We start from the raw sequence: 16757 nt of genomic DNA on the forward strand, positions 1-16757 counted from the left end.
TGGTCAGGACGTCCTGCCAGCGGGTGAGTTGACATAAGTTGTGATCCCGGCCGTCTTCAGTTTCTGCGCTGCCGGGCCTGACATGCGTTCGGAGTGACCGATGAAGAGGTAGCCGCCCGGGTTCAGGGCATTCTGAAAGGCGCTCCACACCTTCTGCTGGGTCGGATTGTCGAAATAAATCGCCACGTTCCGGCAGAAGATTGCATCGAACTTGCCGCGGAACGGGAAAGGCTCGATGAGGTTCAGCACCCCGAAGGTGATCAGTTTGCGCAGGCTTTCGGGCAGGCGCCCGTCGGGATCGCGCTTGGGTAGCAGTTTGCTGTATTTGGTGTCGATCTGGGCCAGCTCATCCTCGGGGTATTTTGCGGTTTGCGCATGGCGCACCACAACCGGGTCGATGTCGGTGCCAAGGATCTTGAAATCCAGCTTCGCCGCTTCCGGACAGAGATCCAGAACCGTCATGGCAATGGAGTAGGGCTCCTGCCCGTTGGAGCAGCCAGCCGACCAGATACGGACGCGGCCGCCCTTGCGCGCCTGTTCGACCAGCGGCGGTAAAACATCGTTGCGCAGGGTTTCAAAGTGGTGCGGCTCCCGGAAAAAGTGAGTCACATTAGTGGTCAGAAGCGACAGCAGCCCACTGCGCTCTTCATCCGCATTCGGACCGTCCAGGCTGGCCAGGTAGTCCTTAAAATTGGTGATGTTGCGCTGGCGCAGCTTGCGCGCCAGCCGTGACGACACCAGCGGCTTCTTGCTTTTCGCCATGGCCAGGCCGAAGTTCTTATGCGCGAATTGCGCAATGGCTTCGAATTCCTGATCCGACAGCGAAAAGCTCTCTGTATTAGGTGAGATGGACCCGACTGCGCTCACAGCATCACCTGTTCCGGGGCCGAAATCACTGCATCCAGATTGATGATCCGCACCATGGTATCATCGTGGGAGATGATGCCCTGGATGTACTCCATGGTGTTGCGGCTGTCGACGGGCGGGGTTTCCTGGATGTCATCCGGGTTGATGGAGATGATCTCGGAGACGGATTCCGCCAGCAGGCCGACCGGTTTGCCATGCACAGAGACGACGATGACAACATTGCGTTCGCTGGCCTCGGTTTGCTGCAGGCCGAAGCGGGCAGACAGGTCATAGATCGGGATCACCGCGCCGCGCAGGTTCATCACGCCCAGCACATCGGCCGGGGCATGCGGCAGGATCGTCACCGGAGACCAGCGCCGGATTTCCCGGATCTGGGTGATCTTCAGGCAGAAAGCCTGCCCGGCCACGGTGAAGCTGACAAACTCGCTGTGCTCAGCGTGTTTCACTTCCTGATCGGTTTGCTTCACTTCAGCTTGCATTGCTCAATCTCCGCTCGGTGTCAAAGGCGGCTGCCGAAGGCGAGGCCGCAATGATGCTTTCAGGGTCCAGGATCATGGCGATCTTGCCGTCCCCCAGGATGGTTGCTGCGGCGACACCGGGGATATCCCCGCAAACGCCGTCCAGGCTTTTGATCACCACCTGGCGCTGGTCGTGGATGTCATCCACCGCCAGGGCGCAGCGCTGGCCGGTTTCGGTTTCCACGAGCAGGTACACGCCGGCCTGCTGGTCGCTTTCACGGTAGAGGCCAAGGGCGCCGGCAACATCGCAGATCGGCACGAAGTTGCCGCGGATCGACAGCAAGGTGCCATCGGCGCCGAGGCTGTTGATCATGTCGTCGCTGCCGCGCATGGTCTCGACGATCGAGGTGATCGGCACCACCATGGTCTGATCGGCGACCGACACCACCATGCCGTCCATCACCGCCAGCGTCAGCGGCAGGATGATGGTGAAGGTGGAGCCTCTACCCGGCGCGGAGGAGATGTTGATGCGCCCGCCGAGGCCTGTCACCGCATTTTTCACCACATCCATGCCGACCCCGCGGCCGGAGAGATTGGAGATCTCTTTCGCCGTCGAGAAGCCAGGCGCAAACAGCAGGTTGTCGATCTCGCTGTCGGTCAGCTCGGCGTTTTCCGGGATCAGACCCTTCTCAATGGCAATCTGCTTCACGCGCGGGCGGTTCACACCGGCGCCGTCGTCCTTGATCTCGATGCAGACACTGCCGGAGCGATGGGAGGCAGACAGCCGGATTTCACCGACTCTGGACTTCCCGGCGGCTTCCCTGTCGTCGGGTTTTTCCACGCCATGGTCAACCGCGTTGCGCAGGATATGCGTCAGCGGGTCGGACAGCCGTTCGATGACCGTCTTGTCGACCTCGGTGTTTTCGCCTTCGGTGACCAGCTTGCAGGTCTTGTCCGTCGCTGCCGATGCCTCGCGCACGATCCGGGCCATCCGCTGGAACAGCGGTTTCACCGGTTGCGCGCGGATGGCCATGACGCCTTCCTGGATGTCACGGGCCAGGTTCTTGAATCCTTCCAGCTCAGTCTCGACGTCGCGGGTATCCGAAACGTTGAGATTGGCGATCTGCTGGGCCAGCATCGAATGGTTGATGATAAGCTCCCCGACAGCGTTGATCAGCCGGTCCACCCGCTCGAGTTCGACGCGGAGCGTCGGCTTGGGACCGCCGCGCTGCTCCTGCTTGCCGCTCTCGGCTTTCGGGGCCGAGGCCTTTTCTTCGGCAGCTGCCGGCTTGGCTTCGGGTTCTGGTGCGGGGGCCGGCGGCTCAAAAGGGACTGCAGCAGAGCCTGTATCCGGCTCGGGCGGTGTGTCCCCAGAAGGCGGCGCGAACATGGCGTCAAGCGCAGCCAGAGCGTTTGCTTCCGCTTCCGCGTCCCCGTCTCCTTCGATCGAGAGTTCGCACAGGCCTTCGACGAACTCGAAGACCGCCTCAACGATGGACCGGGATTCCTTGGTCACAAGCACCAGATCCCAGGCCAGGTAGCTTTCGGCCATGTCCATGGCGTCAAAGCCGGGCAGCTCGTTTTCATCAAGCTTCACCGTCAGCTCGCCCATGTCCTTGAGCGCCTGGAACAGGAAGAAAGGCTCGTTTCCGGTGCCGTACATCTCTTTCAGCGGCTGGAACCGGATCCGGTAGGTCTCTTCCTGCGGCTCCGTTGGAGCACCGCCGAGATCGCCAAGGTCCACCATCGGTGCGGCGCCCAGTCCCATCGGCTCGAAGGTGAGGTCTTCCTCCTCTTCCGGAATATACTCATCCAGTGCAGCCAGCAGCGTATCGTGATGTGCCTCGTCGACTTGACCGCCGTCGCGGGCAACTTCGACAAGCGCCGACAGATGGTCGCTGGAACGCAGCAGCAGCTGAATCAGCTTCTCGTCCAGATCCAGCCGGTTGGAGCGCACCTCGTCGAACACGGTTTCGAATCGGTGGGCAAAGGCCACCAGATCATCCAGGCCAAAGGCTCCGGCGCCCCCCTTGATCGAGTGCACGGCGCGGAAAATCGCATTGACCACCTCAGGGTCGTGATCGCCTCCTTCGATGGCGGTCAGACCCTCATCCGTTGCTTCAAGGAGCTCTTCGCACTCCTCAAAGAAGGTATCCTGAATCGACCCCGACATCTTAGGCCGCGGCTCCGGTCACACGCTTGAGCGCGAAGATAAGAGAGGCGTCGTCAAAGGGTTTGGTGATCCAGCCGGTGGCGCCGGCACCGCGGGCGCGGGCCTTCAACTCAGGCGCGCTTTCGGTGGTCAGGACCAGGATCGGCACCTTGGAGTTGATACCGGTGCCGCGCAGTTCCTCGATCACGCCGAAACCGTCGAGGTTGGGCATGTTGATGTCGGTGATCACTACATCGGGATCCACATCGGAGTACATGTCGACACCTTCGCGGCCATCGACGGCGCAGTGGTACTCAAATCCTGCTTCTTCCAGGGTCGCGGCCAGAAGATTCCGGATCGTGCGGGAATCGTCGATTGCCAGAACTTTGGTTTTCATGCTGTTTCCTCGTCTTCAAATCGGTTGGGCTCCAGCCCCAGAAGCGTCAGGGACTTGCGGCAGGATTCGGTAATATTGGTGACTGAGAAGCCTACCCCCTCGGACCGCCACTGCTGCTCTGCGCCGAGCAGGAGCTGCAGGCAGCGCGACGGCATCAGGGCGACACCGCCGCAGTCTATTTCGACCGCTTTGGAGCGAGCCCCTTGCAGAAAGGCAATCAGCGGATCCAGCTCCGCGAAGGCATTCGGCAAATCCAATACGTGCTTTTGCGTTTCCGTTGTCATTTTCGGCGATTCGCACCCCCGTTGTCGGCGATCAGTTCGAGTTCGATGAAGCAATTCATAGGCGGCGTGCCTTAACATTTGATTGCCGCGGCCTGCCTGTTGTGAGGGATTCATAAGGAGGGTGCCTGCACTTCTTCCCGTCAAAGCCTCTCAATTTTTACCGGTAGGCGGGCTGCTCCGGGAATCGCTGAGTCGCGGATTTTCAGCGCTGGTGCGGGGTGCGCCGAAAGCCGCGCACAGCCTGTGCGTGCATCTTTACCCGGTCTTTAGAAAGTGACGCTGGAGCGTGGCGGAAATCAGCATTTTTTTGCGCCTGAGCAAGGTGAGCTGGTCGTCCCGTAAGCCGCAAATTAACATATGCGCTGCATCCTGAGCGGCATTACTCGTGCGGTGGCCTAGACCGCATCACTCTTAGGAGGACGGAATGAAAGCGCTAAAATCGCTCAAGCTGGCACAAAAACTGCCGCTGTTTGTTGTTGGGTTCGGTGTGCTGGTGACGGCGATTCTCGTCACCATCAGCACAATCAGTTTTCAAAACAGCGCTGAACAAAATGCTGAAGACCAATTCCGCTCCATGGTGGCTGACCGGAAGTATTCGGTTCAGACCCTGTTGGACGGAATCCATGCGGATGTGCAGACCCTGGCGGCGGTGCCATCAACCGCTACGGCCATCGAATGGCTGACGATGACCTGGAATGATCTGGACGGCAATCCGGGGCAGATCCTGCGCCAGGCCTATATCGACGATAATCCGAACCCGATCGGGCAGAAGCATCTGCTGGGACGCGGCAAGGGCGATTCGCCCTACCACATGCATCACGAAACCTTCCATCCGGCCTACAAGACTCTGATCGAGAGCAAAGGTTACTATGACGCTTTCCTGATCAATCTGGCTGGCGACATCGTCTATTCGGTGTTCAAGGAAAATGATTTCGGCACCAACATGATGACCGGCCCTTTCAAGGACTCCGGCTTGGCCAAAGTCTACCAGACTGCCTTGGATGGCAGCCGCGGCGATGTGTTCTTTGCTGATATGGAGCCCTATGCACCTTCGGGCGGGGCGGCGGCTGCCTTTGCTGCGGCGCCGGTTGTGAATGACGCCAATCTGACCGTCGGCGTGCTGGCGGTGCAAATCCCGGTGGATCTGCTGGGCGCGATTGTGAACAACGAACAAGGCATGGGCGGCTCCACGCAGGTCTATATTGCAGGCGCTGACATGAAAGCCCGGACCACCTCCCGGTTTGAGGAAGGGTACAAGGTGCTTTCTCAGTTGCCCTCGACACCGCAAGTGGCCGCGGCTTTTGATGGCGAATCCCATGTGCAAAAGGGGGTTCCGGGCCTGAACGGACAGCCTGTACTGGCTTATTCAGAGCCGCTGCCGCTGGAATTCGCCAACTGGGCCATCATTGCGGAACAGGATTGGGCAGAACTGATGGCGCCTGCCGTTAAAAAGCGCAACATGCTGCTGATGGCGTCTCTGATCTGTGCTGCGGGCATGTCGCTCTTCGGCTGGCTGTTTGCACGGTCAATCACCAAGCCGATCAACCGCATCTGCGCCGATATGGAGGCCGTTTCCTCCGGCGATCTGGACACCGACGTGGAGGCTGCAGGCCGGACCGACGAAATCGGCAAGATCGGCAAGACACTTGTGTCCATGCAGGACGATCTGAAAATGGCCCGTGCCGCGGAAGAAGAACGTGCCGAGATGCAGCGCCAGCAGCAGCAGGTGGTCGAAAGCCTGAGTGCCGGCCTGGTTCAGCTGGCGGATGGTGATTTCTCGCAGCCGATTACCAGTGCCTTCCCGGAGGAGTATGAGCAGCTGCGGCAGAACTTTAACAGCACTGTCAGCAACCTCAGCTCTACGGTTCAGCAGGTGATTGAGGCCTCTGGCAGTATCCGCAATGGGGCAGCAGAGATCAGCCAGGCCTCCGATGACCTGTCGCACCGCACCGAAAGCCAGGCGGCCACGCTGGAAGAAACCGCCGCGGCACTGGATGAGCTGACGGCCTCGGTGAAATCTGCCGCCGAGGGCGCGCGCAGCGTCGAAACCACCATGGCCGAGGCCCGCACCGAGGCGGAGAACAACCGCGAAGTGGTGCAGAGCGCGGTCTCTGCCATGACTGAGATCGAGCAGAGCTCGAACCACATCAGCCAGATTATCTCCGTGATCGACGATATCGCCTTCCAAACCAACCTGCTGGCCTTGAATGCGGGTGTCGAGGCGGCGCGGGCAGGCGAGGCCGGCAAGGGCTTTGCCGTTGTTGCCAGCGAAGTGCGCGCGCTGGCGCAGCGCTCGTCAGATGCGGCGATGGAGATTAAGACACTGATCTCTGACAGCTCCAAGCAAGTGGAGCGTGGTGTCGATCTGGTTGGCAAGGCAGGCCAGGCATTGCAGAGCATCGTTGAGCAGGTCACGCATATCTCGCAACTGGTGTCCGGCATCGCAGAAGGCGCGGCCGAACAATCCACGGGCCTTAACGAGATCAACACCGGTGTGACCCAGCTGGATCAGGTGACGCAGCAGAATGCCGCGATGGTGGAGGAAGCCACCGCAGCCGGCCACATGCTGAACACTGATGCGGGCAAGCTGGCCGAACTGGTGGCGCACTTCCGCGTGGCGGGGGGCACCGTTGCGCCCCGTCCTGCAAGGGCTGCAGCTCCTGTGGCCCCGGCGCCGGCTGCGCCATCCGCCCATGGCGATGATGCCTGGGACATTGAGGCGAGCCCGGCACCGTCCTCCGCCGCAGCCGGCAGCGGAAACGCCGCCCGCGATGTGTGGCAGGACTTCTAAGAACTCACCGAAGGCGCCGCGGCCAGTCTGCGGCGCCTTCAGACATGGCAACCTGTGCCTGCAAATTCCTAGGGCACTGCAATTTGACTGGGGAACCCATTGTCTTCGCGAAACTTATTGATCATTACCACTGACCGTAGCTTTGCCCGAACTTTGCAAGGCTACATGGAATCCGCCTACCCCGGCATGAAAGTGCTTTTGGCGAACAACCTGATGATGGCCTACAATCAGGCAGAAGCCGCACAGCCGGTTTTTGCCTTTGTGGAGGACGGATTCACCAAGCTGCCAGAATTTGAGATGATGATGGCGCTGTTTTCCGCGATGGATACCCGATGGGTTTCAGTCATGGATACCCAAGGTGCCACCCCGGCCCGGAAATCCTCGCCGCTATTGAATATGGGCGCGGGTATCTTTGAGCTGACAAAAGCGGATCATCCCAGCCAGTTCGCCCAGTATTTCGACATGATGATCAAGGCGCCGCGCCGTAGTGCCGGTGCTGCGGCCAATGGCGCCAGGCGCGCGGCCTCGCCTGCGGGCGGCGTCAAGAAACTGATCCTGATCGGGTCTTCCACCGGCGGCGTGGAGGCGCTGCGCAATGTTCTGGTCGGTTTCCCCTTTGACTGCCCGCCCACGCTGATTGTGCAGCACACAGGGAAGAATTTCGGCGCCGGGCTGGTGTCGCTGCTGGACCGGATCTGCCCGGCGCGGGTCCGTCCGGCTGAGGATGGGATCACGCTGGAGCCAGGCCATGTCTATGTTGCGGCCGGCCAGCGCCGCCATATGGGGTTGAGCAGCCGCAAACCGGTGCGTCTGCGGATGAAGGAGGGGCCTGATATTTCCGGCCACACGCCTTCTGTTGACGCTCTGTTCACCTCTGCCGTGCCATATGGAAGGGACGTTGTTGCCACCATCCTGACCGGTATGGGCCAGGACGGCGCCCGGGGTCTGCTGGAATTGCGCAAGGCGGGCGCCAAGACATTTGCCCAGGACGAAAAATCCTCGGTTGTCTACGGGATGCCAAGGGTGGCTTGGGACATCGGCGCCGCACAGCAGCAGGTTCCGTTGACCCGGATGGCCAGCACACTATTGCGAGCCAGCAAGGCTTGAATGCTCCGCAGGAAGGAACCAAACCATTGACCACTGTCTTCGCCAATTCAAAGTCTGTAACGGTTCTGCAGGGGGAGTACCGTGTGACCACAGATCCAAAAACCGTGTTCTCCACGGTGCTTGGGTCGTGCATCGCGGCTTGCATTTATGATCCCGAAAATGGTGTAGGCGGAATGAACCATTTCCTCCTTGCGAATGCCCGCCAGGGAGGGGCGGCCAATGCCCGCTATGGCATCCACGCCATGGAACTGCTGATCAACGGTATCATGAAGAAGGGCGCCATCCGTTCGAACTTGAAGGCCAAGGTGTTCGGCGGTGCCAAGATGTCGGCGAACTTGTCCGACATCGGTGCTGCAAATGCAGATTTCGTGCAACGGTTCCTGCGCGATGAAGGCATCCCCTGCATATCGTCGAGTGTTGGCGGCACCTCGGCGCGGCGTGTACGGTTCCACGCCTGTTCCGGTGCGGCGCAGCAGACCCATGTCAAAGACGACCGCCGCCTGGGTGAAATGGAGCAGCGTGCCGCGGTACGGCCGGCAGCGGCGGCGGCTCCTGCGCCTGCAAGTGCGGGCGTGGTTGATCTGTTCTGATCTCAGGCCTTCTGCCAGTAGACCCTTTGGGCAGGGCTGCACGGAAGCCAGGCTGGAATTTCCATTTGCCCGTGCCGGGCGGCGGGGATACTTCCTTAGGGGTTATGAACGCAAACCCGGCTTCATTCTTGAAATCATTGGCTTCGCCGGAACTCTGGCGGCGCCTGATTGCGGCTGGTGGTTTGGTCATTGTCCTGACGGGGCTGGCTCAGGCCCAGATGACGGTCTTTGCCGCAGCCAGCACCAAGACAGCATTGGATGAAGCCGCCGAAGCCTACAGGGCAGATACTGGCCGAAGCCTCACAGTTTCCTATGCGGGGTCTCCCGCTTTGGCCCGGCAGATCCAACTTGGCGCGCCTGCGGATTTATTTGTCTCGGCCAATCCCGGCTGGATGGATGTACTGCAGTCCGCAAAACTGATCGACGCGGGCTCGCGCCTGGATCTTCTGACCAACACGCTGGTCTTGATTGCGCATGGTAAGGGACAGGCGCCTCTGGACCTGGAAGCTGCCGACCTTGCCAGCCTCCTGGGCCAGGGCCGGCTGGCAATGGCGCTTGTGGACGCGGTGCCCGCGGGTGTTTACGGCAAGGCCGCGTTGACGGCGCTGGGGCAGTGGGAGGCGGTTGCGCCAAAGGTTGCGCAGACCGCCAATGTGCGTGCTGCGCTGGCGCTCGTCGCCTCCGGTGAGGCACCGATGGGGGTGGTTTATGCCACCGATGCAACGGCGAGCGCCGATGTTACCATAGTTGCTGCTTTTCCGCAGGACAGCCACCCGCCGGTCATCTATCCGGCCGCGATTGTTGCAAACCGTAACGCCGCTGAGGCCCGCGCGTTTCTGGACTATCTCCGCAGCCCCGTAGCGCGGAAGATTTTTTTGCAGCACGGGTTTGGAGTGCCGGAACAGTGAGCACGGAGACCGCATGGCTGGGACCCGAGGAGTGGCAGGCGGTCATGCTGTCGCTGCGGGTTTCTGTCTGGGCCACCCTGGCAGCGCTGCCGCTGGCGGTCTTTGTGGCCTATGCACTGGCGCGCTGGAAGTTTCCCGGCAAGCAGATCGTCAACAGCCTGGTGCATCTGCCGCTGATCCTGCCGCCAGTGGTCACCGGCTATCTGCTGCTGATGGTGTTCGGCACAAAAGGGCCGGTCGGCGGGGCGCTGCAGGAGATCGGCATCGTCTTTGCGTTCCGCTGGACCGGGGCGGCCCTGGCCGCTGCCATCATGGCCTTCCCGCTGATGGTGCGGGCGATCCGCCTGTCGGTGGAGGCAGTGGATCCGAAGCTTGAACAGGCCGCCGCCACCCTGGGCGCGTCGCGCCTGATGTGTTTTGCCACCGTCACCCTGCCGATGATCCTGCCCGGGCTGATTGCCGGTGCGGTGCTGGGTTTTGCCAAGGCGATGGGAGAGTTTGGCGCCACAATCACCTTTGTCTCCAGCATTCCCGGGCAGACCCAGACGCTGCCTTCGGCGATTTATACGTTCCTGCAGGTTCCAGGCGGAGAAACCGCCGCGCTAAGGCTGACGCTGGTGTCGATCGCAATTGCCCTGACCGCTTTGCTGCTGTCGGAACTGCTGGCGCGGCGGGCGGCTGACCGGGCAGAGGGGCGCTGATGCTGACTGTGTCGCTGCAACATGCTCTGCCGGGGTTCGGGCTTGATGTGCAGTTTGAGGCACCGCCGGGTGTTACCGTGCTGTTCGGACGCTCCGGCACCGGCAAGACGACGGTGATCCAGGCGGTGGCGGGTCTGCTCCGCCCTGATCAAGGCCGGGTGGCGCTGGAAGGGGAGGTGCTGTGCGACACCAGAGAGGGTCAATGGCGGCCGCCGCACAAACGCCGCATGGGCTATGTCTTTCAGGAGGGGCGGCTGTTTCCGCATCTGACGGTGCGGCAGAACCTGCTGTTCGGGCAATGGTTTGCGCCGCGGGATACCAAGCCTGAAAGCCTGGACCGGGTGGTGGAGCTGTTGGGCATCCGACCGCTTTTGCAGCGGCGTCCTGGACGGTTGTCAGGCGGCGAGAAGCAGCGGGTTGCCATTGGCCGGGCGTTGCTGGCCGCGCCGCGGATGATCCTGGCGGATGAGCCGTTGTCGGCGCTCGACGAGGCCCGCAAAGCGGAGATAATGCCCTATTTCGAACGGCTCCGGGATGAAATCGGCATCTCGATGCTATACGTCAGCCACTCCGCTGCCGAAGTTGCCCGGCTGGCAACCACCGTGGTTGTGCTGCAGGACGGCAAGGTGCAGCGGCAAGGCACCGCGGCAGAGGTTCTGGGCGATCCGGCGGTGATACCTGCAGGGGTCCGTGCAGCAGGCGCATTGCTGCAGGCGCGGGTTGCCCGGCATCACAGCGACGGGCTGACGGAACTGGATGCAGGCGGCGTGCCGCTGTTCCTGCCGCAAGTCGCCAAAGCACCCGGCAGCGTGGTCCGGGTGCGGATCTCGGCGCATGAGGTCATACTGTCGCGCCAGCGCCCCGAAGGGCTCTCGGCTCTGAATATCCTGCCTGGCATAGTCGAACATGTCCGCACCGGGGGAGGTCCGGGCGCGATGGTGTCGCTGACCACGCCGGTAGGCCGGGTGCTGGCCCGTGTCACCCGCCGCTCAGCTCAAGCGCTGGGATTGGAACCCGGTGCAGAATGCTATGCAGTGGTCAAAACCGTCTCTATCGCGCCAGAGGATATCGGCAGCGGCCAGTAGCCTTGGTTTCCTGGCCTTCAAAATTTCCGAAATAATCCTTCAGGTAATCTTGATACGGAAATAAGTTCGGTTGCGCGGGGCAGGCGGGTATCAATGGGGCAGCAGTTCAGCAGGAAAGGCAGCCGATGACCAAACGATCCTATTATGCACCGGAAGGCGGGCTGCCGCCGCAGACCCAGCTGCTGACTGACCGGGCGATGTTCACCGAGGCCTATGCGGTGATCCCCAAAGGCACCATGAGCGATATCGTGGCGAGCCTGCTGCCGTTCTGGGACAAGGCGCGCTTCTGGGTGCTGTCGCGGCCGCTGTCGGGATTTGCCGAGACCTTCTCGCAATATATCGCCGAGGTACTCCCCGGCGGCGGCAGCGAGCGTCCGGAAACTGAGCCGGGCACCGAGGCAGTACTGTTCGTGGTGCAAGGATCAATGACCCTGACCATTGACGGAACCGCGCATGAGATGGAGGAGGGCGGCTATGCTTTCCTGCCGCCGCAGGCCGTATGGAGCCTGCGCAACAACAGCGATGCGCCGGTGCGGTTCCACTGGATCCGCAAGGCATATCAGTCAGTTGCGGGGATGGAGGCGCCGGAGGCCTTTGTCACCAGCGACAAGCATGTCGTTCCCACGCCGATGCCGGAAACCGAGGGCAAATGGGCGACGACGCGGTTCGTGGACCCCAATGACCTGCGCCACGACATGCATGTTACCATCGTCACCTTTGAACCGGGCGCGGTGATCCCCTTTGCCGAAACCCATGTGATGGAACACGGGCTTTACGTGCTGGAGGGCAAGGCGGTCTACCGGCTGAACCAGGATTGGGTCGAGGTTGAGGCGGGCGATTACATGTGGCTGCGCGCCTTCTGCCCGCAGGCCTGTTATGCGGGCGGGCCGGGCAAGTTCCGCTATCTGCTGTACAAGGACGTCAACCGTCACATGCCGCTGGCGCCATTGCGCTAAGGGGCGGGGCAGCGCCCGGCCCTGATCTGTGCCCGGGCGCTGCCCGGCGGTCAGCCGGGCAGGGTATCCCCGACGGCTGGCGCACCCAGCCCATGGGAAAGCTTCTGCGCGGCTTCCTTGACCAGCGCGCCGATGCCATTGATGCCGCCGTCCGGCATCCGCGCGGTAGGGCCGGAGATGGAGATCCCCGCCAGCACCTCTCCCTGCATGCCAAAGACCGGCGCCGCGACACAGCGCATGCCGGGTGCTTTTTCTTCATCATCAAACGACCAGCCGCGGCTGCGGATTTGCGCAAGGTCCGCGCGCAGGGCCGCCGCGGAGGTCAGGGTTTTCTCTGTGAACCTCTCCAGCGCCCGGCCGCGCAGGAAGCGGCTGAGCTGATCCTCTTCGAAACAGCTGAGCAGCGCCTTGCCGATGCCTGATGCATGCATCGGCGACGTCGTCCCCGGCGGGAAGAAAGCGCGGATCGACTCGTGGGTTTCCACCTGGCTTACGAACATCACGTCGCCGCCGCGTTCGATGCCGAGGTTTGAGGTCTCGCCCGTTGCCTCCATCAGCTCGCGCATCACCGGGCGGGCGCGTTCAATGACGCTGGAGCGGCGCAGGAAGGCAGAGCCGAGGCGGAAGGCCATGGCGCCGATGTGCCAGGTCTGGCTTTGCGGCTCCATCTCGACGATTTGGCGCGCCTCCAGCGTGGCCAGCACCCGGTACATGGTCGCCGCCGACTGATCGAGCGCGGTGGAAAGCTCTGTCAGCGTCATTCCGCTGGCTCCGGCCAGCGCATCCAGCACATCCAGCGCCCGGTCAAGCGATTGGATCGTGGCCGGCTGGCTGGCGGTATCAAAGCTTTTGGGGCGGCCTTTGCGGCGCGGCGGCTGGGGCATTTTCAGGCCTTCCCTGGCAATTCAAGCAGCAGCTTATGGATAATTATGAAAATCACTTCTGTACAGTGAAAAAACTAAAGCGCTTGAAATTATGCGACTTTTCTATGTTTGACTAGTTTTTGAAATCTTTTTTCAAAAAAATTCACCTGCGGACAGCTTCCCCTTACTCTGAAGGAAATCGCCACAGGAGGGCACGAAATGAGCTTTCAAAATCCGGTTTTCATCCCCGGTCCGACCAATATGCCCGAAGCGCTGCGCAAGGCCGTGGACATGCCGACGCTGGACCACCGCTCGCCGCTGTTCGGTCAGATCCTGCACCCGGCACTGGCCGGGGTGAAGAAGGTTCTGAAAAGCGAGAGCGCCGAGATTTTTGTCTTCCCGTCGACCGGAACCGGCGGCTGGGAAACCGCGATCACCAATACTCTGAGCGCCGGCGACAAGATCCTGGCCGCCCGCAACGGCATGTTCAGCCACCGCTGGATCGACATGTGCCAGCGTCATGGGCTGGACGTCCAGATTGTTGAAACCCCTTGGGGCGAAGGCCTTCCTGCAGACCGTTACGAGGAAATCCTGACCGCCGATACAGCGCATGAAATCAAAGCGGTTCTGGCGACACACAACGAGACTGCCACCGGCGTTAAGTCCGACATCGCCGCCGTCCGCCGTGCACTGGATGCCGCCGGCCACCCGGCACTGCTGTTTGTCGATGGCGTGTCCTCCATCGCCTCGATGGATTTCCGCATGGACGAATGGGGCGTCGATATCGCCGTCACCGGCTCGCAGAAAGGCTTCATGCTGCCGCCGGGCCTGGCCATCGTTGGCTTTTCACCCAAGGCGATGCAGGCGGTGGACACCGCGAACCTGCCGCGTACATTCTTTGACATCAGAGACATGGCAAACGGCTACGCCAACAGCGCCTATCCTTACACGCCTTCCGTTGGCCTGCTGAACGGTCTGAACATGGCCTGCGGCATGCTGCTGGACGAAGGGCTGGAGAATGTCTTTGCCCGCCACCACCGGATTGCCGAAGGCGTCCGCGCCGCGGTCCGTGCCTGGGGGCTGGAGCTGTGCGCCGTGTCGCCGGATGTGTGCTCCGACAGCGTCAGCGCGATCCGCACCCCGGACGGCTTTGACGCCAACAAGTTTGTCAGCCTGGCGGCCGAGAAATACGGCGTCGCCTTTGGCACTGGCCTGGGCGAGGTCGCGGGCAAGGTGTTCCGCATCGGCCATCTGGGCAGCCTGACCGACGTGATGGCGCTGTCCGGGATTGCGACCGCCGAAATGGTCATGGCCGATCTGGGCCTGAACATCCAGCTGGGTTCCGGTGTTGCGGCTGCGCAGGACTACTACCGCGGCAACGAGGCCTCCAGCACCAAGGCTGCCGCCTGATGAAGGATACCGCGATGTATATCCCGACTTATGAGGACATGCTGGCTGCGCATGAGCGCATCCAGCCCCATATCCGCCGCACGCCGGTGCGCACTTCAGCCTATCTGAATGAGCTGACCGGGGCTGAATTGTTCTTCAAATGCGAGAACTTCCAGGAGCCGGGCGCCTTCAAGGTGCGCGGTGCCTGCAACGCGGTGTTCGGGCTGGATGAGGCGCAGGCCGCCAAGGGTGTCGCCACGCATTCCTCGGGCAACCATGCCTCCTGCCTGTCCTACGCGGCGATGCTGCGCGGCATCCCGTGCAACGTGGTCATGCCGCGCACCGCGCCGCAGGCCAAGAAGGACACCGTGCGCCGCTATGGCGGCCGGATCACCGAATGCGAGCCTTCGACCAGCTCGCGCGAGGAGACCTTTGCCAAGGTGCAGGCGGAGACCGGCGGCGATTTCGTGCATCCCTACAATGACCACCGGGTCATCGCGGGGCAGGGCACCTGCGCCAAGGAGTTCGTGGAGCAGGCTGATGGCCTGGACATGGTTGTCGCACCCATCGGCGGCGGCGGCATGATCTCCGGCACCTGCCTGACGCTGTCAACTCTGGCGCCGGAAACCAAGGTGATCGCGGCGGAGCCGGAGCAGGCCGATGATGCCTACCGCAGCTTCAAGGCGGGTTACATCATCGCCGATGATGCGCCCAAGACCATTGCCGACGGGCTGCTGGTGCCGCTGAAGGAGCTGACCTGGCACTTCGTCAGCAACCACGTCAGCGAGATCTACACCGCGTCCGATGCGGAGATCATCGATGCGATGAAGCTGATCTGGAAGCACCTGCGCATCGTGATGGAGCCGTCCTCGGCGGTGCCGCTCGCCACCATTCTGAAAAACAAAGACGCCTTCGCGGGCAAACGCGTGGGCCTGATCGTCACCGGCGGCAATGTCGACCTCGACAAGCTGCCCTGGATGAACAGCTAAACTGGGGAATAAAACCATGAACGCACAGACCAAATTCGAAGAGCTTGAAGTCGGCTATGACGTCCCGGCAATCCCGGGCATGGACGAGGCTGACATCCAGACCCCGGCGCTGGTCCTCGACCTGGACGCGCTGGAGCGCAACATCAAAAAGATGGGCGATTACGCCAAGGCGCATGGCATGCGCCACCGGGTGCACGGCAAGATGCACAAGTCGGTGGATGTGGCCAAGCTGCAGGAGACCTTGGGCGGCGCCGTTGGCGTCTGCTGCCAGAAGGTGTCCGAAGCCGAGGTGTTTGCCCGCGGCGGCATCAAGGACGTGCTGGTCTCCAACCAAGTGCGCGACCCGCAGAAAATCGACCGCCTGGCCCGCCTGCCCAAACTGGGTGCCCGCACCATCGTCTGCGTCGATGATCTGGACAACGTGGCCGACCTGTCGGCAGCAGCGCAGAAACACGGCACCGAGTTGGAAGTGTTCGTCGAGATCGACTGCGGCGCAGGCCGCTGCGGCGTGACCACCACCGAAGCTGTGGTTGAGATCGCCAAAGCAGTGAACGCGGCTGAAAACCTCAAGTTCTCTGGCATCCAGGCCTATCAGGGTGCAATGCAGCACATGGACAGCTACGAGGACCGCAAGGCCAAGCTGGACATCGCAATCGCCCAGGTTGCCGATGCGGTTGAGGGCCTGAAGGCCGAAGGCATCGCGTGCGAGCTGGTATCCGGCGGAGGCACCGGCTCCTACTACTTCGAATCGAACTCCGGCGTTTACAACGAGCTGCAGTGCGGCTCCTACGCCTTCATGGACGCGGACTATGGCCGTATCCTGGACAAGGACGGCAACCGGATCGACCAAGGCGAGTGGGAAAATGCCTTCTTCCTGCTGACCCAGGTGATGAGCCACGCCAAGGCCGACAAGGCCATCGTGGACGCGGGCCTCAAGGCGCAATCCGTGGATAGCGGCCTGCCCTTCATCTTTGGCCGCAACGATGTGGAATACATCAAATGCTCCGACGAGCACGGTGTGGTCGCTGACCCGAACGGCACGTTGAAAGTGGGCGACAAGCTGCGCCTGGTGCCCGGCCACTGCGACCCGACCGCCAACGTGCATGACTGGTACGTCGGCGTCAGGGGCGGCAAGGTCGAATCCGTCTGGCCCGTCTCGGCCCGCGGCAAGGCCTACTAAGCAAACGATCCCCGAACTGGCGGAGGTGCGCATGCCGCCC

Annotated in this window: 16 protein-coding genes; 10 read left to right on the forward strand and 6 right to left on the reverse strand. The window is 61.9% G+C overall.

Going from position 1 to position 16757, the window contains the following annotated elements; all coding sequences use genetic code 11:
* Nucleotides 1–3: 3 nt before the first annotated feature.
* From ACXAHG_RS12250 to ACXAHG_RS12270, 5 genes are read right to left on the reverse strand one after another with little or no spacing between them, the layout of a single operon-like run.
* On the reverse strand, nucleotides 4–867 hold the full coding sequence (locus ACXAHG_RS12250; protein ID WP_475057655.1) for a CheR family methyltransferase: 864 nt from the start codon (nucleotides 865–867) through the stop codon (nucleotides 4–6).
* Nucleotides 864–1346, reverse strand: a complete 483-nt coding sequence (locus ACXAHG_RS12255) for a chemotaxis protein CheW (protein ID WP_475045528.1) — start codon at nucleotides 1344–1346, stop codon at nucleotides 864–866. The genes ACXAHG_RS12250 and ACXAHG_RS12255 overlap by 4 nt, the downstream gene beginning before the upstream one ends.
* Nucleotides 1336–3498 (reverse strand): chemotaxis protein CheA, encoded by a 2163-nt coding sequence (locus ACXAHG_RS12260; RefSeq protein WP_475057658.1) that lies wholly within the window; start codon nucleotides 3496–3498, stop codon nucleotides 1336–1338. Before ACXAHG_RS12260 ends, ACXAHG_RS12255 begins: the two co-directional genes overlap by 11 nt.
* A gap of 1 nt (nucleotide 3499) precedes the next feature.
* Complete coding sequence (locus ACXAHG_RS12265) at nucleotides 3500–3874, reverse strand: response regulator (protein WP_366663558.1); 375 nt, start codon at nucleotides 3872–3874, stop codon at nucleotides 3500–3502.
* Nucleotides 3871–4158, reverse strand: coding sequence for an STAS domain-containing protein (locus tag ACXAHG_RS12270; protein ID WP_475045530.1), 288 nt, complete (start codon nucleotides 4156–4158; stop codon nucleotides 3871–3873). The genes ACXAHG_RS12265 and ACXAHG_RS12270 overlap by 4 nt, the downstream gene beginning before the upstream one ends.
* A 424-nt stretch (nucleotides 4159–4582) precedes the next feature.
* Between ACXAHG_RS12270 and ACXAHG_RS12275 the strand changes: the two genes are divergently transcribed.
* The 7 genes from ACXAHG_RS12275 (at nucleotide 4583) to ACXAHG_RS12305 (ending at nucleotide 12296) form a co-directional block, all read left to right on the forward strand.
* Complete coding sequence (locus tag ACXAHG_RS12275; protein WP_475045532.1) at nucleotides 4583–6949, forward strand: methyl-accepting chemotaxis protein; 2367 nt, start codon at nucleotides 4583–4585, stop codon at nucleotides 6947–6949.
* A gap of 165 nt (nucleotides 6950–7114) precedes the next feature.
* Nucleotides 7115–8056 carry a CheB methylesterase domain-containing protein gene (locus tag ACXAHG_RS12280; RefSeq protein WP_475057661.1) on the forward strand — a complete coding sequence of 314 codons (942 nt, stop codon included), beginning with the start codon at nucleotides 7115–7117 and terminating at the stop codon, nucleotides 8054–8056.
* Nucleotides 8057–8082: 26 nt separating this feature from the next.
* Complete coding sequence (locus ACXAHG_RS12285; protein ID WP_475045535.1) at nucleotides 8083–8646, forward strand: chemotaxis protein CheD; 564 nt, start codon at nucleotides 8083–8085, stop codon at nucleotides 8644–8646.
* A 104-nt stretch (nucleotides 8647–8750) separates the two neighbouring features.
* On the forward strand, nucleotides 8751–9554 hold the full coding sequence (gene modA / locus ACXAHG_RS12290; RefSeq protein ID WP_475057664.1) for a molybdate ABC transporter substrate-binding protein: 804 nt from the start codon (nucleotides 8751–8753) through the stop codon (nucleotides 9552–9554).
* Between the two features lie 44 nt (nucleotides 9555–9598).
* Complete coding sequence (modB, locus tag ACXAHG_RS12295) at nucleotides 9599–10255, forward strand: molybdate ABC transporter permease subunit (RefSeq protein ID WP_475045561.1); 657 nt, start codon at nucleotides 9599–9601, stop codon at nucleotides 10253–10255.
* Entirely contained in the window at nucleotides 10255–11340 is a 1086-nt protein-coding gene (gene modC, locus ACXAHG_RS12300) for a molybdenum ABC transporter ATP-binding protein (protein ID WP_475045537.1), read from the forward strand. The genes modB and modC overlap by 1 nt, the downstream gene beginning before the upstream one ends.
* Nucleotides 11341–11465: 125 nt before the next feature.
* Nucleotides 11466–12296 carry a bifunctional allantoicase/(S)-ureidoglycine aminohydrolase gene (locus ACXAHG_RS12305; RefSeq protein ID WP_475045539.1) on the forward strand — a complete coding sequence of 277 codons (831 nt, stop codon included), beginning with the start codon at nucleotides 11466–11468 and terminating at the stop codon, nucleotides 12294–12296.
* A 50-nt stretch (nucleotides 12297–12346) separates the two neighbouring features.
* On the opposite strand, the gene bhcR is transcribed toward ACXAHG_RS12305, so the two are convergent.
* Nucleotides 12347–13180 (reverse strand): HTH-type transcriptional regulator BhcR, encoded by an 834-nt coding sequence (gene bhcR / locus ACXAHG_RS12310; protein WP_475045540.1) that lies wholly within the window; start codon nucleotides 13178–13180, stop codon nucleotides 12347–12349.
* A 198-nt stretch (nucleotides 13181–13378) separates the two neighbouring features.
* Here bhcR and bhcA point away from each other — a divergent pair, with 198 nt between their 5' ends.
* The 3 genes from bhcA to bhcC are packed head-to-tail and all read left to right on the forward strand — an operon-like array spanning nucleotide 13379 to nucleotide 16717.
* Nucleotides 13379–14569, forward strand: coding sequence for an L-aspartate--glyoxylate aminotransferase BhcA (gene bhcA, locus ACXAHG_RS12315; RefSeq protein WP_475057667.1), 1191 nt, complete (start codon nucleotides 13379–13381; stop codon nucleotides 14567–14569).
* Nucleotides 14569–15537 (forward strand): beta-hydroxyaspartate dehydratase BhcB, encoded by a 969-nt coding sequence (gene bhcB / locus ACXAHG_RS12320; protein WP_475057670.1) that lies wholly within the window; start codon nucleotides 14569–14571, stop codon nucleotides 15535–15537. Before bhcA ends, bhcB begins: the two co-directional genes overlap by 1 nt.
* Before the next feature lie 16 nt (nucleotides 15538–15553).
* Nucleotides 15554–16717, forward strand: a complete 1164-nt coding sequence (gene bhcC, locus ACXAHG_RS12325) for a 3-hydroxy-D-aspartate aldolase BhcC (RefSeq protein ID WP_475057673.1) — start codon at nucleotides 15554–15556, stop codon at nucleotides 16715–16717.
* Nucleotides 16718–16757: the final 40 nt, after the last annotated feature.

The organism is Leisingera sp. ABD4_442 (genome assembly GCF_056160905.1).

Coding starts and splice junctions, on each gene's coding strand:
- bhcB (WP_475057670.1), top strand. CDS start 14,569: ATGAAGGATACCGCGATGTATATCCCGACTTATGAGGACATGCTGGCT.
- ACXAHG_RS12265 (WP_366663558.1), bottom strand. CDS start 3,874: ATGAAAACCAAAGTTCTGGCAATCGACGATTCCCGCACGATCCGGAAT.
- bhcA (WP_475057667.1), top strand. CDS start 13,379: ATGAGCTTTCAAAATCCGGTTTTCATCCCCGGTCCGACCAATATGCCC.
- bhcC (WP_475057673.1), top strand. CDS start 15,554: ATGAACGCACAGACCAAATTCGAAGAGCTTGAAGTCGGCTATGACGTC.
- ACXAHG_RS12280 (WP_475057661.1), top strand. CDS start 7,115: ATGGAATCCGCCTACCCCGGCATGAAAGTGCTTTTGGCGAACAACCTG.
- ACXAHG_RS12275 (WP_475045532.1), top strand. CDS start 4,583: ATGAAAGCGCTAAAATCGCTCAAGCTGGCACAAAAACTGCCGCTGTTT.
- modB (WP_475045561.1), top strand. CDS start 9,599: ATGCTGTCGCTGCGGGTTTCTGTCTGGGCCACCCTGGCAGCGCTGCCG.
- modC (WP_475045537.1), top strand. CDS start 10,255: ATGCTGACTGTGTCGCTGCAACATGCTCTGCCGGGGTTCGGGCTTGAT.
- modA (WP_475057664.1), top strand. CDS start 8,751: ATGAACGCAAACCCGGCTTCATTCTTGAAATCATTGGCTTCGCCGGAA.
- bhcR (WP_475045540.1), bottom strand. CDS start 13,180: ATGCCCCAGCCGCCGCGCCGCAAAGGCCGCCCCAAAAGCTTTGATACC.
- ACXAHG_RS12255 (WP_475045528.1), bottom strand. CDS start 1,346: ATGCAAGCTGAAGTGAAGCAAACCGATCAGGAAGTGAAACACGCTGAG.
- ACXAHG_RS12270 (WP_475045530.1), bottom strand. CDS start 4,158: ATGACAACGGAAACGCAAAAGCACGTATTGGATTTGCCGAATGCCTTC.
- ACXAHG_RS12260 (WP_475057658.1), bottom strand. CDS start 3,498: ATGTCGGGGTCGATTCAGGATACCTTCTTTGAGGAGTGCGAAGAGCTC.
- ACXAHG_RS12305 (WP_475045539.1), top strand. CDS start 11,466: ATGACCAAACGATCCTATTATGCACCGGAAGGCGGGCTGCCGCCGCAG.